Raw genomic sequence first — 16,013 nt, forward strand, 5'->3', positions numbered from 1 at the left:
GGAGGTGCGTGGGGTTCTCGCTTCGTCAGGTGTCCCGGCGGGCGTCACGTGGCGTCGTCGCGGAGGTCGTGGGCCCGGTGGGCCAGGTCGCCGGCCAGCCGGGTCGCGACGCCCGCGGGGAGGCCGGAGACCTGGGAGGAGCCGGTATGGGACGCGGTGTTGACCTCGATCGTGGCCAGGCCGAGCATGCGCTCGATCCAGCCCTGCTCGGTGTCGACGGTCTGGATGCGGCTCACCGGCACGAGCAGCCATTCGCGGCTGAACCAGCCGGTGCGGGTGTAGACGACGTCGGCGCTGACCTCCCAGCGGTGCACGCGGTAGCGCCAGACGGGCGCGACCGTCACCATCAGCAGCCCGGCCCCGCCCACGAGCCAGGGCAGGGCGCCGACGCGGTCGGCGAGCCAGCCGGGGAGCCAGTCGGCCTCGGTGTCGCCCAGCCAGGCCGCCACACCGAGGGAGAGGCCGAACGCCAGGCCCCACAGCAGCAGGTACTCGATCGCCCAGTGGGCGATCGCGCGGGGAGAGACGCGGTGCGCGGGCGGCCGCAACCGCGGCGGGCGCGACCGCCCGCCGTCCCCGTGCAGGTCGCGCCGCACCGACGTCACACGGCGAGTCTAGAGGGCGCGACACGCCGGGGTGCGGACCCGCGGGAGCAATCAGCGCCGCGTCAGCGTTCTGTCAGAGGCGGGTGCGACGCTGAACGGAGCGCCGCGGGCCGGCGTTGGGCGGCGATAAATCGGATGCATCCGGCTCGGGCCCGGCCGTAGGTTGGCCTGTCCCCGGCGGCGGGATGCACCCGGTCCGGCACACCAAGATTCCTAGGAGATCTCATGTCCCACGCGATCCAGGCCGAGGGCCTGGTGAAGCGATTCGGTGATACGCAGGCGCTGTCGGGCGTCTCGCTGACCGCCCAGGCCGGGACGGTGCTGGGCGTGCTGGGGCCCAACGGCGCCGGCAAGACCACCACCACGCGCATCCTCGCCACGCTGATCGAGCCCACGGAGGGCAGCGCCCGGGTCGGCGGCTTCGACGTCGTCCGGGAGGCGCACAAGGTCCGCCAGCTGATCGGGCTGACCGGCCAGTACGCCGGGGTCGACGAGATGCTCACCGGCACCGAGAACCTGGTGCTGATCGCCCGGCTGCTCGGCATGTCGCGGCGGGACTCCAAGGCCCGCGCGGCGGAGCTGCTCGACCGGTTCCAGCTCACCGACGCGGCCGAGCGGGCCGCCAAGACCTACTCGGGCGGGATGCGCCGCCGCCTCGACCTGGCGGCGAGCCTGGTCGGGCGGCCGCAGATCCTGTTCCTGGACGAGCCGACCACCGGCCTCGACCCGCGCAGCCGCAACGGCCTGTGGGACATCGTCCGCGGCCTGACCGACGACGGCGTCACCGTGCTGCTCACCACGCAGTACCTGGAGGAGGCCGACCAGCTCGCCGACGACATCATCGTGATCGACCGCGGCACGGTGATCGCGCACGGCACGTCCGACATGCTGAAGGCGCAGGTCGGCGGGCAGGTGCTCGAGGTCCGGCCGATCAAGGAGACCGACGCCGAGGCCGTCGGGCGGATCGTCGGCGAGCTGGCCGACACCGCGCCGGAGTTCAGGGACGGCCTCGTGGCCGCGCCGATCACCGACCCGGGTCTGATGACCGCGGTGGTGCGCCGCCTCGACGAGGAGGGCGTCACGGTCGGCGAGATGTCGCTGCGCAAGTCGAGCCTGGACGAGGTGTTCTTCGCCCTCACCGGCCACCACACGGAAGAAGTCGAAGCCGAGGCTCCGGAGGACGCCGCCGACGGCGACCGGGCCGTGGAGAAGGAAGGGGCCTCCCGATGAGCACGGCGACCCTCACCCCGCAGCCGGTGGCGAAGCGGGTCTCGCCGGGCACCGGCGCCCGCAACGTCGCCACGCTGGCGTGGCGCAACCTCGTGCAGATCAAGCACAACCCGATGGAGCTGCTGGACCTGTCCATCCAGCCCATCATGTTCGTGCTGCTGTTCGCCTACGTGTTCGGCCCGGCGATGGCCGGCAGCGTCGAGGCGTACCTGCCCGTGGTCATCCCCGGCATCATCGCGCAGAACGCCCTGTTCGCCGGGATGAGCACCGGGTTCGGACTGAACACCGACATCACCAAGGGCGTCTTCGACCGCTTCCGGAGCCTGCCGATCTCGCGGCTGTCCCCGCTCGCGGGGCGGATCATCGCCGACACCGCCAAGCAGGCGTGGTCGATGGCGATCCTGCTGCTGGTCGGCTTCGCGATCGGCTTCCGGCTCGAGACGAACGTGCTCGCACTGGTCACTGCGTTCTTCCTGCTGCTGGCCTTCGCGGTGCTGTTCTCGTGGGTGTCGGTCTTCATCGCGATGATGGTGAACGAGCCGGAGAAGGTGCAGATCTTCGGGTTCGTGGTGATCTTCCCGCTGAGCTTCCTGAGCACCGCGTTCATCCCGACGACCGAGGGCATCCCCGGCCCGCTGGCGTTCTTCATGGACAACAGCCCGGTGACCCAGCTCGTCGAGGCGATGCGCGGCCTGCTGGTCGGCGGCCCCGTCCTCGAGCACGCCTGGATCGCCCTGGTCTGGGGCGTCGGCTTTTCGCTGGTGTTCGCCCCGCTCTCCCTGTACGCCTTCAAGAAGCGCGCCTGAACCGCGCTCGCACCGCGCCCCGACGGCGCGGAAAGCCGGACGCCCCGGCGGTCGATCGACCGCCGGGGCGTCCGGCTTTGCGGGCGCGCCGCGCTATGCGGCGTTCTCCTTGGCCTTGGCCTTGGCTTCGCGGATCTTCTCGTCGTCGAGCGCGGCGAGGATGAAGTCCGCGCGCGGCTGCTCGACCGTCGCGAGCGAGACGGTCTCGCGCTTGAGGAACAGCGCGAGCGTCCAGTCCGCGATGACGCGGATCTTGCGGTTGAAGGTCGGGACCATTGCGCCGTGGTAGCTGCGGTGGAAGAACCACGCCGGCCAGCCCTTGAGCTTGAAGCCCATCGGGTTCGCGACGCCCTTGTGCAGGCCGAGGCCGGCGACGGCGCCGAGGTTGTTGTGCGCGTACGGCTTGAGCGTCTTGCCGCGCAGCGAGCGGACGATGTTGTCGCCGAGCAGCTTCGCCTGGCGCACCGCGTGCTGGGCGTTCGGCGGGCAGAACTGCCCCTCCTGCGCCAGGTCCGGGATGGCGGCGTTGTCACCGGCGGTGAACGCCCGGACCAGGCCCTCGATGGTGAGGTACTCGGTGCCCTTGACGCGGCCGCGCTCGTCCACCGGCAGGTCGCCGCTGCGGACGACCGGCGACGGCTTGACGCCCGCGTTCCAGACGAGGGTCCCGGCGGGGAACCGGCTGCCGTCCGAGAGCTCGATGATCTCGTCCTCGGCCGACTGCAGGAACGTCTTCATCTTCACGTCGATGCCGCGGCCGCGCAGCTGCTCGGCCGTCCACTTGCCCATGTCCGGGCCGACCTCCGGCAGGATGCGGTCGGCGGCCTCGACGAGGACGAAGCGCAGGTCCTCCGGGGTGACCTTGCGCATGTACTTGGTGGCGTCGCGCGTCATGTCCTCGAGCTCGGCGACCGCCTCGACGCCGGCGAACCCGCCGCCGACGAAGACGAACGTCAGCGCCTTGCGGCGCAGCTCGACGTCGTCGGTCGACTCGGCGATCTCCAGCTGCTCGAGCACGTGGTTGCGAAGGTGGATGGCCTCGCCGACCGTCTTGAGGCTGATCCCGTGCTCGGCCAGGCCGGGGATCGGCAGCAGCCGCGGCACCGCGCCCGCCGCCATGACCAGGTAGTCGTAGGAGATCCGCTCCGGGGGCCCCGCAAGCGGCTGGACGATCGCCCAGCCCGCGTCGTGGTTGAGCTCGGTCACCCGGGCCTTGCGCACGGTGCACTTCGGCAGGACGCGGCGCAGCGGGACGACGACGTGCCGCGGCGAGATGTTGCCCGCGGCGGCTTCGGGAAGGAACGGCTGGTACGTCATGTACGAGTTGGGGTCAACGATGGTGACCTTGACCTCACCCCGCTTGAGCTCCTTGCGGAGCTTCTTCTGCAGGCGCAGCGCGGTGTACATGCCCACATAGCCGCCACCCACGATGAGGATGTGGGGAGCGCCAGGGGTCTCCTCGGCGGTCCTGGCCATTGCGGCCCTCCAATGTCACGGTCGGCTTGTGAAGACATTCACAAACTACTCGATGAATCCTCCTTGCACCAACCAGGAACCATGAAAGAAGTGCCGAACTTCCCGAAATGGCAAAGTAGAGCCCTGTAAGGGCTGTGAACTTCACCACTCCTTCGCCTGATTTTGCCCGATCGGGCATGAAGCACGCATGACGCACCTCACATCCGCGCGTCCTCCCGGCGCCTCCGCCTCGCGGCGGGAAAGTCCCGACCCATGACCGCCGAACCCCTAAGGTTGGGGCGGACGAGGGAAGGGAAGGGGGCGCCGCCGCGCGGGGCGTCCGGCCGGGCCGAAGGAGTACCGGCGGAGCGCCGCACGATCTCGCGCGGGAGCGTATCGATGATGAGCAGAAGACGGCGTCCGATACCGGCCGCGGCGGCCGCGCTGGCGCTCGCGGGCACGCTGGGCGGCTGCGGGCTGATCGGCGGCCCCGAGCGGGAGAGCGCCGAACTGTCGGAGTGGTTCACCGTGACGAGCCCGGTGTTCCGCGATGGCGGCGACTTGCCCACACGGTACGGCTGCACGACGTACCCTGGCGGGCAGGGGAAGACCCCGCCGCTCCTGTGGTCGGGGGCGCCCGCCGGAACCCGCTCGTTCGCGATCGTCGTGGACGACCAGGACGCCGAGGGCGCCTACGTCCACTGGGTGATCGCGGGCATCGACGGAACCACGCACGAGATCGTCGAGGGCGCCAGGCTGGACAACGCCGTCGAGGGAGTGACCACGGGAGACAAGGTGGGCTACGCACCGCCGTGCCCTCCCCGCGGGGAGCGGCACCTGTTCCGGTTCACCATCTACGCGCTCGACAGCGAGGCGCCGTTCGAGGAGGGCGCGTCGCTGGACGAGTCGCTCGGCGCGATCGCCGAGCACACGGTCGGCCGGGGCCGGATCACCGGGAACTTCGGCGGCGAGCGGGCGCGTTGACCGTGGAGCCTTGCGGCGGGTCGGGGATCGGCGGGTTCGACCGATCGGTGCGGTCCGTGTGAGGGTGTCTATGAGCACTAAGGGTGTGACAACGGTCATAGCGGTCGGACAGAATCGGACCGGCTCCGAGGACGGCCGGCTGCCGGCGGCGATCGGGACGGACCACGCGTCCGCGCCGGCCGCGTCCGCCGGGCCAAGGCATTGGGTGGTGGCATGACTTCAACAATCGTGGTCTTCGGCCTCTTGGTGGTCGTCGTCCTCGTCGTCGTCCTCGTGGTCTTGGGTCTGCGGGCGAGCAAGGCGGGTCGCGACGACGACGACTGGATGGACGACGAGCAGCCGCAGCCGCGCGGACGCCGCGGCGCCGCGCAGCACGACGACATGAACGGGCCGGACGACTACGGCTACGACGACGGCGGTTACGGTGCGCCCGCTCCCGGCCCCGACCGCCGCGTCGCGGGCGCGGGCGCGGGCCCGCTCGCCGCGCCCCCCGGCCAGCAGGGCCCGCCGGCTCCCCCGCCCTCCGGCCAGGCCTCCGACGAGATGGAGGACGACGACTACTGGGCGACGATCACCTTCGACAAGCCCAAGTTCCCCTGGCAGCACAACCAGGAGGGGCAGCGTCCCGAGGGCGAGCACGCCGACCCGATGCACGCGCAGGGCGGCGACGACCAGTACGGCGACCAATACGGCGACCAATACGGTGATCAGTACGGGGACCAGTACGCGGACCAGTACGGCGACCAGTACGCCGAGCAGGATCCGCAGCACCACGACCCGCAGGTCCCCGAACACGGGATGAACCAGACGGTCACGCTGGGCAACGACGGCGGTTTCGGCGGCCCGGGCCCGCAGAACCAGGGACCGCACGGGCCCGGCGGCCCCGGCCAGTCCGGCGGGCGGCCCGCCCCGACCGGCCCGCAGCACGCCCCCGGCGGCTTCCAGGGCGGCTCCCCGTTCGGCGGCGACCCGGGCGCGACCGCGCTCGACCCGGTCCCCGCCGACCTGGCCGGCCCCGGCGGGCAGGGCGGCCCCGGGCACTCCCCGTTCGGGCCCGGCGCGCCCGACCAGCACGTCTACGGCGGGCAGGACGCCCAGCCCGCGTACGGGGCGGCCGAGCCGTCCTACGGCGGCCCGGAGCAGCAGCCCCAGTACGGCGGCGACCAGTACGGCGGCGACCAGTACGGCGGCGACCAGCCCGGCCGGCAGCCCTACGGCGGGCACGAGCAGCCCGGCATGCCGCCGGAGCAGTCCCCGTACGGCGTCCCCGAGCAGCCGCAGCAGCCGTACGGCGGCGACCCGCTCGGCTCCGGCGGCCGCCCGACGCCCGCGTCCCCGCCGCCCGGACGTCCGGACGCCTTCGACATGCCGCTGGGCGCGTCCGGTCCGGGTCCGGCCGGTCCCGGCTCGACCGGCCCGAACCAGGGCCCGCCCGCGCCGCCGCCGTCCGACCCGCTGGGCCTGCCGCTGGGCCGCACCGACGAGCCCGCGGCGGCGCCGCCCACCCCGCCGCCCGCGCCCCCGGTGCCACCGCCCGTCGCGCCGCCGACGCCCGCCGCACCGTCCGCTCCCGCGGCGCACGGCGGCCCGGGGCCCGACACCGACAACCACAAGCTCCCGACGGTCGACGAACTGCTCCAGCGCATCCAGAGCGACCGGCAGCGTTCGGCCGGGCCGCCGCCGGCCGACTCGGGCGGCTCGTCCTACGGCGGGTCCATGGGCGACCCGCTCAGCGATCCGCTCGCCACCGGCTCCTACGGCGGCTCCACCGGCCCCGGCGGCGGCTCGGGCCAGTCGACCGGTCCCTGGTCGCCCGGCGGCGGCCTCGGCAACACCGGCGGCTACCCGCAGGGCGGGCAGAACGAGGGCTACCCGCCCGCCTCGCCGTACGGCGAGGGCAACCGCTACGACGACCCGCTGAGCGGCGGGCGCGACGCCTACGGCGGGGAGCAGGGGTCCGGCGGCGCCGGGGCCTACGGCGACTTCAGCGGAAACAGCTACAGCGGGAACGAGCCGCTGTCCGCACCGCACGACCCGGGCGCGCAGGGCGGCGACCCGAACTCCACCCAGGCCTACGACCCCGGCTTCGGCCGACAGGGCGGGTACCCCGGGGACGACTGGGAGAACCACCGCGACTACCGCCGCTGATCGCGGGCCCCGCCCGCACGCGAAGGGCCGCCGGACGATCCGTCCGGCGGCCCTTCGCGTTCCCGCTCACGGTGCACCGACCACGCATTCCGGACGTACCGGATGCCGTGCGCGGTCGCGGGTCGATATCGCGATCGAACGCTGGTTATATACGTTGAGTGATAGCATACACACTCAACGTATCCACATTGCGGCGCGATCTGTTCGCGTCGTTCGTGGTGTTCCTCGTCGCGCTTCCACTATCGCTCGGCATCGCGGTCGCCTCCGGCGCGCCGGTCGCCGCCGGGCTCATCGCCGCCGTCGTCGGCGGGATCGTCGCCGGAGCCCTCGGCGGTTCCCCGCTGCAGGTCAGCGGCCCCGCCGCGGGCCTCACCGTCATCGTCTTCAGCCTCGTGCAGGAATACGGCTGGCGCGCCACCTGCACCATCACCCTGCTCGCCGGCGCGCTGCAGCTCGCCCTCGGCGCCGCCCGCGTCGCCCGTGCGGCGCTCGCCATCTCCCCGGCCGTGGTCCACGGCATGCTCGCCGGGATCGGCGCCGTCATCGTCCTCGCCCAGGTGCACGTGGTGCTCGGCGGGAGCCCGCGGTCGTCGTCCCTGGACGACCTCCGGGAACTGCCGGGCGAGCTCGCCACCCCGCACGCCCACACGACCCTGCTGGGCGGCCTGACCATCCTCATCCTGTTCTGCTGGAACCGGATCCCGAAGCGGAGCCGGCTCGGCGCCCTGCCGCGGCTGGTGCCCGGCCCGCTGCCCGCGATCGCCGCCGCCACCGCGACCGCGTGGGCGCTCGGCTGGGAGACCGCGCGGGTCGACCTGCCCGGCACCCTCCTGGAGGACTGGGCACCGCCCGTCCTCCCGCACGGGCCGCCGGGCGGGATCGTCGGCGCCGTCGTCTCCATCGGCGTCGTCGCCGCCGTCGCATCGCTGCTGTGCGCGGTCGCCGTCGACCGGATGCGGCCCGCCGGGGTGCCGCGCTCCGACCTCGACAAGGACCTGCGCGCGCAGGGCATCGCGAACATGGTGTCGGGCTTCCTCGGCGGCCTCCCGATCGCCAGCGTGATCGTCCGCAGTACGGCGAACCTGCACGCGGGCGCCCGCACGCGGCTGTCGGCCGTCCTGCACGGCGTCTGGGTGCTGGTGCTCGCGCTGGCCTGCGGGCCGATCATCGAGCAGATCCCGCTGTCCGCGCTGGCCGCGCTGCTGGTCGTCCTCGGCTGCCGGCTGATGGACCTCGCGCACGTCCGCGACCTGCGCCACCACCGCGAGGCCCCGGCCTACTTCGCCACCCTCGGCGGCGTGGTCGTCCTCGGTCTCGGCCAGGGCGTGCTGCTCGGCATCGGCGTCATGGCGCTCCTCGCCCTGCGCCGCCTCACCCGGCTGTCCGTGCGCTCGGAGCAGCTCGTCCGCTCCCCCGGCGACGGGCCCGCGCGGCCCCGCTGGCACGTCGTCGTCGAGGGGACGTTCACGTTCCTCGGCGTCCCGAAGGTCACCGGGCTGCTCCAGCAGATCCCGCCGGGCTCGAACGTCGACCTGGACCTCAAGGTCGACTTCATGGACCACGCCGCGTTCGACGCCGTCCACCAGTGGCGCATCTCCCACGAACGTCAAGGAGGGAGGGTCGACATCGACGAGGTGCACGAGGCTTGGTATGAAAGAGCCGTGACAGGCGACACGACCCAGCCGAGCAAGACGCCACCGCAGACGCCCTGGTGGGCGCCGTGGTCGAACCGGCGGAACTCCGATTCCCCTTCCGAGACCGAGCAGCTCCCGGCGAGCGACCTGCTGCTCGCGGGCGTCCGCCGGTACCACGACAGCACCGCCCCGCTCGTCCGTCCGATCATGGCCGAGCTGGCGATGGAGCAGAAACCGCAGAACCTGTTCATCACCTGCGTGGACTCGCGCGTCGTGCCGAACATCATCACCGCCAGCGGCCCCGGCGACCTGTTCATCAACCGCAACGTCGGCAACCTCGTCCCGAGGCACGGCGCCTACCCGTCGGACGACTCGGTGATGGCCACCATCGAGTACGCGGTCAACGTGCTCGGCATCCGCACCATCACGGTCTGCGGGCACGCCAACTGCGGCGCCATGGCCGCGCTGCTCGCGGGCGGCACCGAGGTCAAGCATCTGGGCCACCTGACCCGGTGGCTGGAGCACGGCCGCCACAGCATCGCCCGGTTCCTCGGCTCCGAGCTCGCCGAGGACGAGAACCCGCTCGTCCACCTCTGCAAGATCAACGTGATGCAGCAGCTCGACAACCTGGTCACCCACCCGTGGCTGGAGCACCGCGTCGAGTCCGGCGAGATCGAGCTGGTGGGTCTCTTCCTGGACCTGCCGACCGCCAACGTCGAGGTCCTCGACCGCGCGGCGGGGACCTTCGCCCCCGTCCCGGGCGAAGGCCCCGCCGGCGACCGGCAGGACACGCGAACCCCTTCGTGACCCCGCACGCATGGGCCGTCCCGCGCGGGCGGCCCATGCCCTCGGCGCCGCACCGCCACGCGGCGCCCTCACCATCGCCTTCAGCGCCCGACGAGCTCGCCGTCGAGCAGGTCGTCGCGCAGGTCGTCCCGTCCCTGCTCGCGGGTCCGTCCCTGCTGGTAGTCCCGTACGTACATCCCCGTCACCCGGCGCGCCATCCGGGCGCTCCGGTCGCTCGCCGGCAGGAACAGCGCGTCCCGCCGGCTGGCCCGCGCGAAGCTCCACAGCACCGCCAGCATCGACACCGACGCCGCACCGAGCACGAAGATCGTGAACGCGATGAACATCTGCGCTCCTCTCCACGGGACCGGTCCCCGCGGTCCCGCCGCCTGTCGCCGATCGAGGCCGATCGGCTCCATACCAGGACGTTAAGCGCACGGATTCGACACCACTGTGTCGTGTGACCCGAAAGCGTCGGTTTCTTACACCCCCGCCCGATCCCCCGCACATCTCGCACGCGCGCCGCACCCAAGGCGCGCCTGCGGCGGGAAGGGGTGGTGGACGAGTCGGCCTGTAAGCCGGGTTCTGTTCCCGCCGCGCGCGGCGGCGGGTGACGGCCATCCATCTCGGGCCGCCGTTGCCGGCGGCCTCCAGCGGTCTACCCGCAGGCTCGGGCGGGCCGCCCTCGAGCACCTGCGCGGGGAACCTGGCGGATCCCCTTCTTGACCTTGCTCCGGGTGGGGTTTACCGAGCCGCCCACGTCACCGTGGGCGCTGGTGAGCTCTTACCTCACCGTTTCACCCTTACCACCGGCGGACCGGTGGCGGTCTGCTTTCTGTGGCACTGTCCCGCGGGTCGCCCCGGGTCGGCGTTACCGACCACCCTGCCCTGTGGAGCCCGGACTTTCCTCGACGGGGATCGCTCCCCGACGCGGCCGCCCGGCCGACTCGTCCACAAGGTCCAAGGATAGACCCCGCCGGGCGTCAGCGGGCCGTGTGGTGGGCGTCGTTGAAGGTGCGGAGGGTGGCGGGCCCGTCGTCGTACCAGTCGATGGTCGTCAGGGACGCGACGTCGAGGTGCATGCGGTAGATCGCGGGCATCGGGGCGCCGAGGGCGTCGCGGACGAGCAGCTTGATCGGGGTGACGTGGGAGACGACGAGGACGGTCTGGTGGCGGGCGCGGACCTTGAGCTTGTCGAGGGCGGTGCGGACGCGCCGGGACGCGGCCGCGAAGCTCTCGCCGCCCGGTGGGGCCGCCTCGGGGTCGGCGAGCCAGGCGCGGAGTTCGGCGGGGTTCCGGTCGCCCGCCTCGGCGAACGTGAGGCCCTCCCAGGCGCCGAAGTCGGTCTCGCGGAAGCCGTCCTCGACGCGGACGTCCAGGCCGGTGACGGCGGCGACCTCGGCGGCGGTGTCGCGGCAGCGCGCGAGGGGCGAGGTGACGATCGCGTCAAGGCCGCGGTCCTTGAGGGCGAGGGCGGCGGCGCGGGCCTGGGCGAGGCCGGTGGAGGTGAGCGGGACGTCGCCGACGCCGGCGAACCGCTTCTCGACCGACAGCGGCGTCTCGCCGTGCCGCAGCAGGACCGTGGTGGTGGGGGTGGTGGACGGCGGGACGGGCGGGGGTTCGGGTTCGGGGGGCGCGCTCGGCGTCCACTCCTCGCCGCGCGCGGCGGCGTCCATGGCCTCGTTCGCGAGCCGGTCGGCGTGGGCGTTGCGGTTGCGCGGGATCCAGGCGTAGGAGACGGAGCCGAGGGTCTCGGCGAGGCGGCGGGCCCGGGTGGCGAGGGGGATCATGTCCGGGTGCTTGATCTTCCAGCGGCCGGACATCTGCTCGACGACGAGCTTGGAGTCCATCCGGACGTCCACGCGGGCGTGCGGGTCGATCGAGGCGGCGGCGGTGAGCCCGGCGATCAGGCCGCGGTACTCGGCGACGTTGTTGGTCGCCTTCCCGATGGCCTCGGCGGTCTCGGCGAGGACCTCTCCGGTGAGCGCGTCGCGGACGACGGCCCCGTACCCGGCGGGTCCCGGGTTGCCGCGGGACCCGCCGTCCGCCTCGACGATCAGCTTGCGGCTCACAGTCCCGACTCGGGGGTGCGGACGAGGATGCGGCGGCACTCCTCGCAGCGGACGACCTCGTCCTCGGCGGCGGCACGGATGCGGTTCAGGTCCACGGTGTTGAGGGCGAGGTGGCAGCCCTGGCAGGCACCGCGGAACAGCTTGGCCGCGCCGACGCCGCCGAACTGGGTCCGCAGCTTCTCGTAGAGGCCGAGGAGGTCGTTGGGGACGTCCTTGGCGACGGCCGTGCGGGCGGTCGTGGTCGTCCCGGTCTCCTCGTCGATCTCGCGCTGCGCGGCGTCCCGGCGGTCGGTGAGCCCGACGAGCTCCTCCTGGGCGGAGGCGTGCTCGGCGCGGAGCTCGGCGGCGCGGGCCTCCGCGGTCTCGGTGCGCTCCATGATCTCCAGGACGACCTCCTCGAGGTCGGACTGGCGGCGCTGCAGCGACTCGATCTCGGCCTGCAGGCTGGAGAGGTCCTTCGCGGAGGTCACCTGGCCGGAGTCGAGGCGCTTCTGGTCGCGGTCGGCGCGGGTGCGGACCTGATCGACGTCCTGTTCGGCCTTCTTCTGCTCCCGCTGCAGGTCGCCGACCTCGGTCTCGGCCGCCACGATCGCGTCGCGCAGCTCGCTGCGGCGGCCCTCGGCCCGCTCGATCTCGGCCAGCTCCGGCAGGGTGCGGCGGCGGTGCGCCAGCCGGTCCAGCGAGCTGTCGAGGTCCTGCAGGTCGATGAGGCGAAGCTGGGCTTGCGGTGCGGCTTTCACTGTGCTCCTTCGTCGTGGAGGCGCCACGCGTCGGTGACGAGCGTGGACACCCGGGTCTGCAACGTGCCCCCGGCGGCCTCGGTCAGGCGCCGCTCCGCGTCGGCCAGCCACGGCCACTCGGTCGCCCAGTGCGCGGCGTCGATCAGGGCCGGCCCGCCGTGCTCGGCGAACTCCGACGCGGGATGGTGCCGCAGGTCGGCGGTCAGGTAGACGTCGACCCCGGCGGCGCGCGCGGTGTCGAGCAGCGAGTCGCCGGCGCCGCCGCACACCGCGACCGTCCGGACGGGACGCTCGGGGTCGCCGGCGGCGCGCACGCCCCAGGCGGTGGCCGGCAGCCCGGCGGCGGCGCGGGCGGTGAACTCGCGCAGCGTGACGGGTTCGGCGAGGTCCCCGATGCGGCCGAGCCCGCGGCGCGGGTCGTCCGCGGCGGGGGCCATCGGACGCAGCTCGCCGGTGAGCCCGACGGCGCGGGCGAGGGCGTCCGACACGCCCGGGTCGGCGACGTCGGCGTTCGTGTGCGCGGTGTACAGCGCCACCCCGTTCCGGATCATCCGGTGGATCATCCGGCCCTTGGGGGTGGTCGCCGCGACCGAGTGCACTCCGCGCAGCAGCAGCGGATGGTGCGTGATCACCAGGTCGGCCCGCCGGTCGAGCGCCTCGTCCAGCACGGCGGCGACGGGATCGACGGCGAGCAGGACCCGTTCGACGTCCTGATCGGGGTCGCCGCAGACGAGCCCGACGGCGTCCCAGGATTCCGCCCACGCCGGCGGGTAGAACTCCTCGAGGGCCGCGATGACATGGGAAAGACGCACGTTCCGCAGGCTACCGCGCCGGGGCGCCCCGACGCGGTCACCGGCCGTCGCCACGGGACGGTCGCGTCTGAAACGATACGTACGGAGTGCACGACCGGAGGGAGATCGTCATGTCGGCGTCCGACGCGCAGTCGGAACCGGAAACCGTCGCGGAGCGTCCGTACATGCCGGGCTACGGCATCCAGGGGCCGGACGAGGGGAGCGGGCTGCTCCCGTGGTCCTGGGCCGTGGAGCGGATGCGGGCGGCGCGCAACTTCTGGCTGTGCACGGTACGTCCGGACGGGCGGCCGCACGCGATGCCGGTGTGGGGCGCGTGGTCCGGGGAGGCGCTGATGTTCAGCAGCAGCGTCCCCTCGCGGAAGATGGTGAACCTGCGGGCGAACCCGGACGTCGTGGTGACCACCGAGGCGGCCGAGAACCCGGTCGTGATCGAGGGCCGGGCGGAGGTCGTCACCGAGCCGCGGACGCTGCAGCGGTTCATCGACCTGGTCAATTCCAAGTACGCCACCCGCTATCGTGTGGACTTCCTGGACCCGGAGGTGAACGCGACCGTCGCGGTGCGCCCCCAGCAGGCGTTCGGGCTGCGCCAGGGAGACTTCACCGGTTCTCCCACCCGGTGGAGGTTCACGGCCTGACCCGTCGCCGGGATTTATCCGGCCACCAATCGCGTTGGAGAGTGTGTGAAGTCACCCTTTCGCCGCCGTAAGCGCGTCAAGGGCCGCCCGATGGGGAACCGGCCCGAACCCGCCGAACCCGAGGCCGTCGACTGGCCCCACGAGGGGACCGGCAAGACGTCCCTGATGGGCGCCATCCGCGGCGACGGCGAGACCGGCGCCGGGTTCGGCGGCGGCATGTTCGAGGACCTCGCCGCCGCCTTCGAGGGCTCCCGGAAGGTCAAGCAGGAGGAGCAGGAGCGGCAGAAGCTGCTGCGCGAGGACGACCACAAGCAGGCGGGTTCCGGGCGCGACGACCTGGACTCGGGCAAGATCCGCATCCGCCGGACCGGTTCCGCGGAGCCGGGTTCGGACGGGCCGTCCACCCCGGAGTAGATCGAACACGTTTTCGATCCGGAGGGTATCCTGGACGGGTGAGCACCTCCGTTCCGCCGGGCTGGCCCGCGCAGGTGCACCCGCCGGGCACCGAGCGCTTCGAAGAGACCGCGCTGGCCTGGCTGCTCGACCAGGTCCCGCCGGAGTACCGGCGGTACGGCGTGCTGCGCAGGTATCCGCCCGTCCTCGCGCGCATGGCGCGGCACCACGTGGACGCGTCCGTCGCGGCGGCCCGCGAGGGCTTCCGGACGGCGCGCGTCGACCTCGGCTCCGTCGTCCCGCCGCACGGCATCGAGGCCGTCCTGGAGACGTACCGGCGCGAGGGCTCCCGCCTGGTCGCGCTGCGGCGCGCGGTCGGCCTCGTGGAGGCGGCCCTGCAGGCCCGGACGGGCCCCGCCGGGACCGGCGGGGCCGGTGCGGCCGGCGGACGCTCCGGGCCGGGCTGACGCTCAGGCGAGTTTCTCCAGGCGGTCGGCGGCCTCGGCCGCTCCCCCGGCCGCGGCGAACGAGTCCCGGACGCGCCCCGCGGCCTCCCGGTACGCGGGGTCGGTGAGGACCTCGCCGAGCGCCGCGCGCAGCTCCCCGGGGGTGGCGCGGGCGTGCCGCACCGGGATCCCGGCACCGGCCCGCTCGACCTGCCCCGCGAGCACGGGCTCGTCGTCCCGGACGGGCGCGAGCACCATCGGCAGCCCCTGCGCGAGCGACTCGGCGACGGTGTCGAAGCCGCCCCGGCACACGACCGCCGACATCCGCTCGAGCAGCTTCGCGCGCGGGACGTGCTCGCGCACCAGCACGTTCGGCGGCGTGTCGGCGATCGTCCCGGGCGGGGCGACGAACACCGCCTGCACGTCCAGGTCGCCGACGGCGTCGGCGGCGGCGCGCAGGAACCGCTCTCCCGCCGGGCCGTCGGGCGTCCCGGGCGAGACCAGGACGGCGGGACGGCCGTCCAGCCGCTCCCACGGGAACGCGCCGGCGGCGGGACGGCCCGGCGCGGGCCCGACGAACGCGAAGTGGTCGGGGAAGAACGAGACGTCCCCGACGAGCGCACCGGTGGAGAACACCAGCACGAGGTGGTCGGAGAACCGCAGGTCGAGCAGGTCCTCGATGCCGTGGTCGAGCTGGAAGTCGCCGATCTGGTCGCGGACCCACCGCTCGAGCAGCGGCGTCGCGGCGAGCGGGCGGGCGAACTCGGCGGGCGTCACCGCCGCGGTCGCCCACGGCAGTCCCCGCAGCCGGGCCGCGACGGGCCCGGCGAGGACCTGCTGGTCGCAGACCAGCGCGTCCGGGCGGAACCGGTCGATCGCGGTGTCGACGCCCGGCAGCATCGCGTGGCCGAGCGGGACGACGACGTCCTCCCAGTGGGACCGCAGCGCGGCGGGACCGCGCAGCCGTAGCCGTCCCGCACGGGTCTCGCGCAGGTGCGCGGTGAACGCGTCGTCGCCCGCCGAGTAGATGCGGGAGCCGGGGCGCAGCAGCGGTTCGAGGACGGTGCGGTCGCCCGTCCAGGCGACCTTGTGGCCGCGCCCGGCGAGTTCGGCGGCGACCGCGACGGCCGGGGCGACGTGCCGGGCGACGGGCGGCACCGCGAACAGGAACCGGCGCTTGGGCGTCTCGGCCCGGATGCCCGGCTCGCCGAGGATGGACGGTACCTGGACGCGGCGGGCGCTCATCGGGCGCCTCCCGTCCGGGGCG

15 protein-coding genes and 1 other RNA gene are annotated in these 16,013 nt (G+C 73.3%); 8 read left to right on the top strand and 8 right to left on the bottom strand.

Going from position 1 to position 16,013, the window contains the following annotated elements:
- Positions 1-44 precede the first annotated feature (44 nt).
- Positions 45-605: a PH domain-containing protein gene (locus F7P10_RS06740; RefSeq protein WP_151008557.1), complete on the bottom strand. Its 561-nt coding sequence runs from the start codon at positions 603-605 to the stop codon at positions 45-47.
- Between the two features lie 225 nt (positions 606-830).
- Between F7P10_RS06740 and F7P10_RS06745 the strand changes: the two genes are divergently transcribed.
- Entirely contained in the window at positions 831-1,835 is a 1,005-nt protein-coding gene (locus F7P10_RS06745; RefSeq protein WP_151008558.1) for an ATP-binding cassette domain-containing protein, read from the top strand.
- Positions 1,832-2,641: an ABC transporter permease gene (locus F7P10_RS06750; protein ID WP_151008559.1), complete on the top strand. Its 810-nt coding sequence runs from the start codon at positions 1,832-1,834 to the stop codon at positions 2,639-2,641. Before F7P10_RS06745 ends, F7P10_RS06750 begins: the two co-directional genes overlap by 4 nt.
- Before the next feature lie 93 nt (positions 2,642-2,734).
- Here the strand turns inward: F7P10_RS06750 and F7P10_RS06755 are convergent, their stop codons facing one another.
- Complete coding sequence (locus F7P10_RS06755) at positions 2,735-4,117, bottom strand: NAD(P)/FAD-dependent oxidoreductase (protein WP_151008560.1); 1,383 nt, start codon at positions 4,115-4,117, stop codon at positions 2,735-2,737.
- A gap of 378 nt (positions 4,118-4,495) precedes the next feature.
- On the opposite strand from F7P10_RS06755, the gene F7P10_RS06760 reads away from it, so the two are divergent.
- The 3 genes from F7P10_RS06760 to F7P10_RS06770 all read left to right on the top strand — a co-directional run bounded on the left by F7P10_RS06760 (position 4,496) and on the right by F7P10_RS06770 (position 9,669).
- Positions 4,496-5,080, top strand: coding sequence for a YbhB/YbcL family Raf kinase inhibitor-like protein (locus tag F7P10_RS06760; RefSeq protein ID WP_254716458.1), 585 nt, complete (start codon positions 4,496-4,498; stop codon positions 5,078-5,080).
- Between the two features lie 213 nt (positions 5,081-5,293).
- Positions 5,294-7,228: a hypothetical protein gene (locus tag F7P10_RS06765; protein WP_151008561.1), complete on the top strand. Its 1,935-nt coding sequence runs from the start codon at positions 5,294-5,296 to the stop codon at positions 7,226-7,228.
- 188 nt (positions 7,229-7,416) lie between these two features.
- Complete coding sequence (locus tag F7P10_RS06770) at positions 7,417-9,669, top strand: SulP family inorganic anion transporter (RefSeq protein ID WP_151008562.1); 2,253 nt, start codon at positions 7,417-7,419, stop codon at positions 9,667-9,669.
- Between the two features lie 80 nt (positions 9,670-9,749).
- Here the strand turns inward: F7P10_RS06770 and F7P10_RS06775 are convergent, their stop codons facing one another.
- The 5 genes from F7P10_RS06775 to F7P10_RS06795 all read right to left on the bottom strand — a co-directional run bounded on the left by F7P10_RS06775 (position 9,750) and on the right by F7P10_RS06795 (position 13,272).
- Positions 9,750-9,995: a hypothetical protein gene (locus F7P10_RS06775; RefSeq protein ID WP_151008563.1), complete on the bottom strand. Its 246-nt coding sequence runs from the start codon at positions 9,993-9,995 to the stop codon at positions 9,750-9,752.
- 211 nt (positions 9,996-10,206) lie between these two features.
- An RNA gene (gene rnpB, locus F7P10_RS06780) (RNase P RNA component class A) lies at positions 10,207-10,598 on the bottom strand.
- Positions 10,599-10,631: 33 nt separating this feature from the next.
- Positions 10,632-11,720, bottom strand: coding sequence for a bifunctional RNase H/acid phosphatase (locus F7P10_RS06785; protein WP_151008564.1), 1,089 nt, complete (start codon positions 11,718-11,720; stop codon positions 10,632-10,634).
- A complete protein-coding gene (locus F7P10_RS06790) occupies positions 11,717-12,460 on the bottom strand; it encodes a zinc ribbon domain-containing protein (RefSeq protein WP_151008565.1) in 744 nt (247 codons plus the stop codon). Before F7P10_RS06790 ends, F7P10_RS06785 begins: the two co-directional genes overlap by 4 nt.
- Positions 12,457-13,272 carry a Nif3-like dinuclear metal center hexameric protein gene (locus F7P10_RS06795; RefSeq protein WP_151008566.1) on the bottom strand — a complete coding sequence of 272 codons (816 nt, stop codon included), beginning with the start codon at positions 13,270-13,272 and terminating at the stop codon, positions 12,457-12,459. The genes F7P10_RS06790 and F7P10_RS06795 overlap by 4 nt, the downstream gene beginning before the upstream one ends.
- 110 nt (positions 13,273-13,382) lie before the next feature.
- On the opposite strand from F7P10_RS06795, the gene F7P10_RS06800 reads away from it, so the two are divergent.
- Genes F7P10_RS06800 through F7P10_RS06810 form a run of 3 tightly spaced genes read left to right on the top strand, consistent with a single transcriptional unit; the run spans position 13,383 to position 14,767 of the window.
- Positions 13,383-13,907, top strand: coding sequence for a pyridoxamine 5'-phosphate oxidase family protein (locus F7P10_RS06800; RefSeq protein ID WP_151008567.1), 525 nt, complete (start codon positions 13,383-13,385; stop codon positions 13,905-13,907).
- 45 nt (positions 13,908-13,952) lie between these two features.
- Complete coding sequence (locus tag F7P10_RS06805; protein WP_151008568.1) at positions 13,953-14,321, top strand: DUF6191 domain-containing protein; 369 nt, start codon at positions 13,953-13,955, stop codon at positions 14,319-14,321.
- Positions 14,322-14,359: 38 nt separating this feature from the next.
- A complete protein-coding gene (locus F7P10_RS06810; RefSeq protein ID WP_151008569.1) occupies positions 14,360-14,767 on the top strand; it encodes a hypothetical protein in 408 nt (135 codons plus the stop codon).
- 3 nt (positions 14,768-14,770) lie between these two features.
- Here F7P10_RS06810 and F7P10_RS06815 read toward each other — a convergent pair whose 3' ends face one another.
- The gene (locus F7P10_RS06815) at positions 14,771-15,991 is read right to left on the bottom strand and encodes a glycosyltransferase (RefSeq protein ID WP_151008570.1); all 1,221 of its coding nucleotides are present in this window, start codon (positions 15,989-15,991) and stop codon (positions 14,771-14,773) included.
- Positions 15,992-16,013 lie beyond the last annotated feature (22 nt).

The organism is Actinomadura sp. WMMB 499, assembly GCF_008824145.1.
Lineage (GTDB): Bacteria > Actinomycetota > Actinomycetes > Streptosporangiales > Streptosporangiaceae > Spirillospora.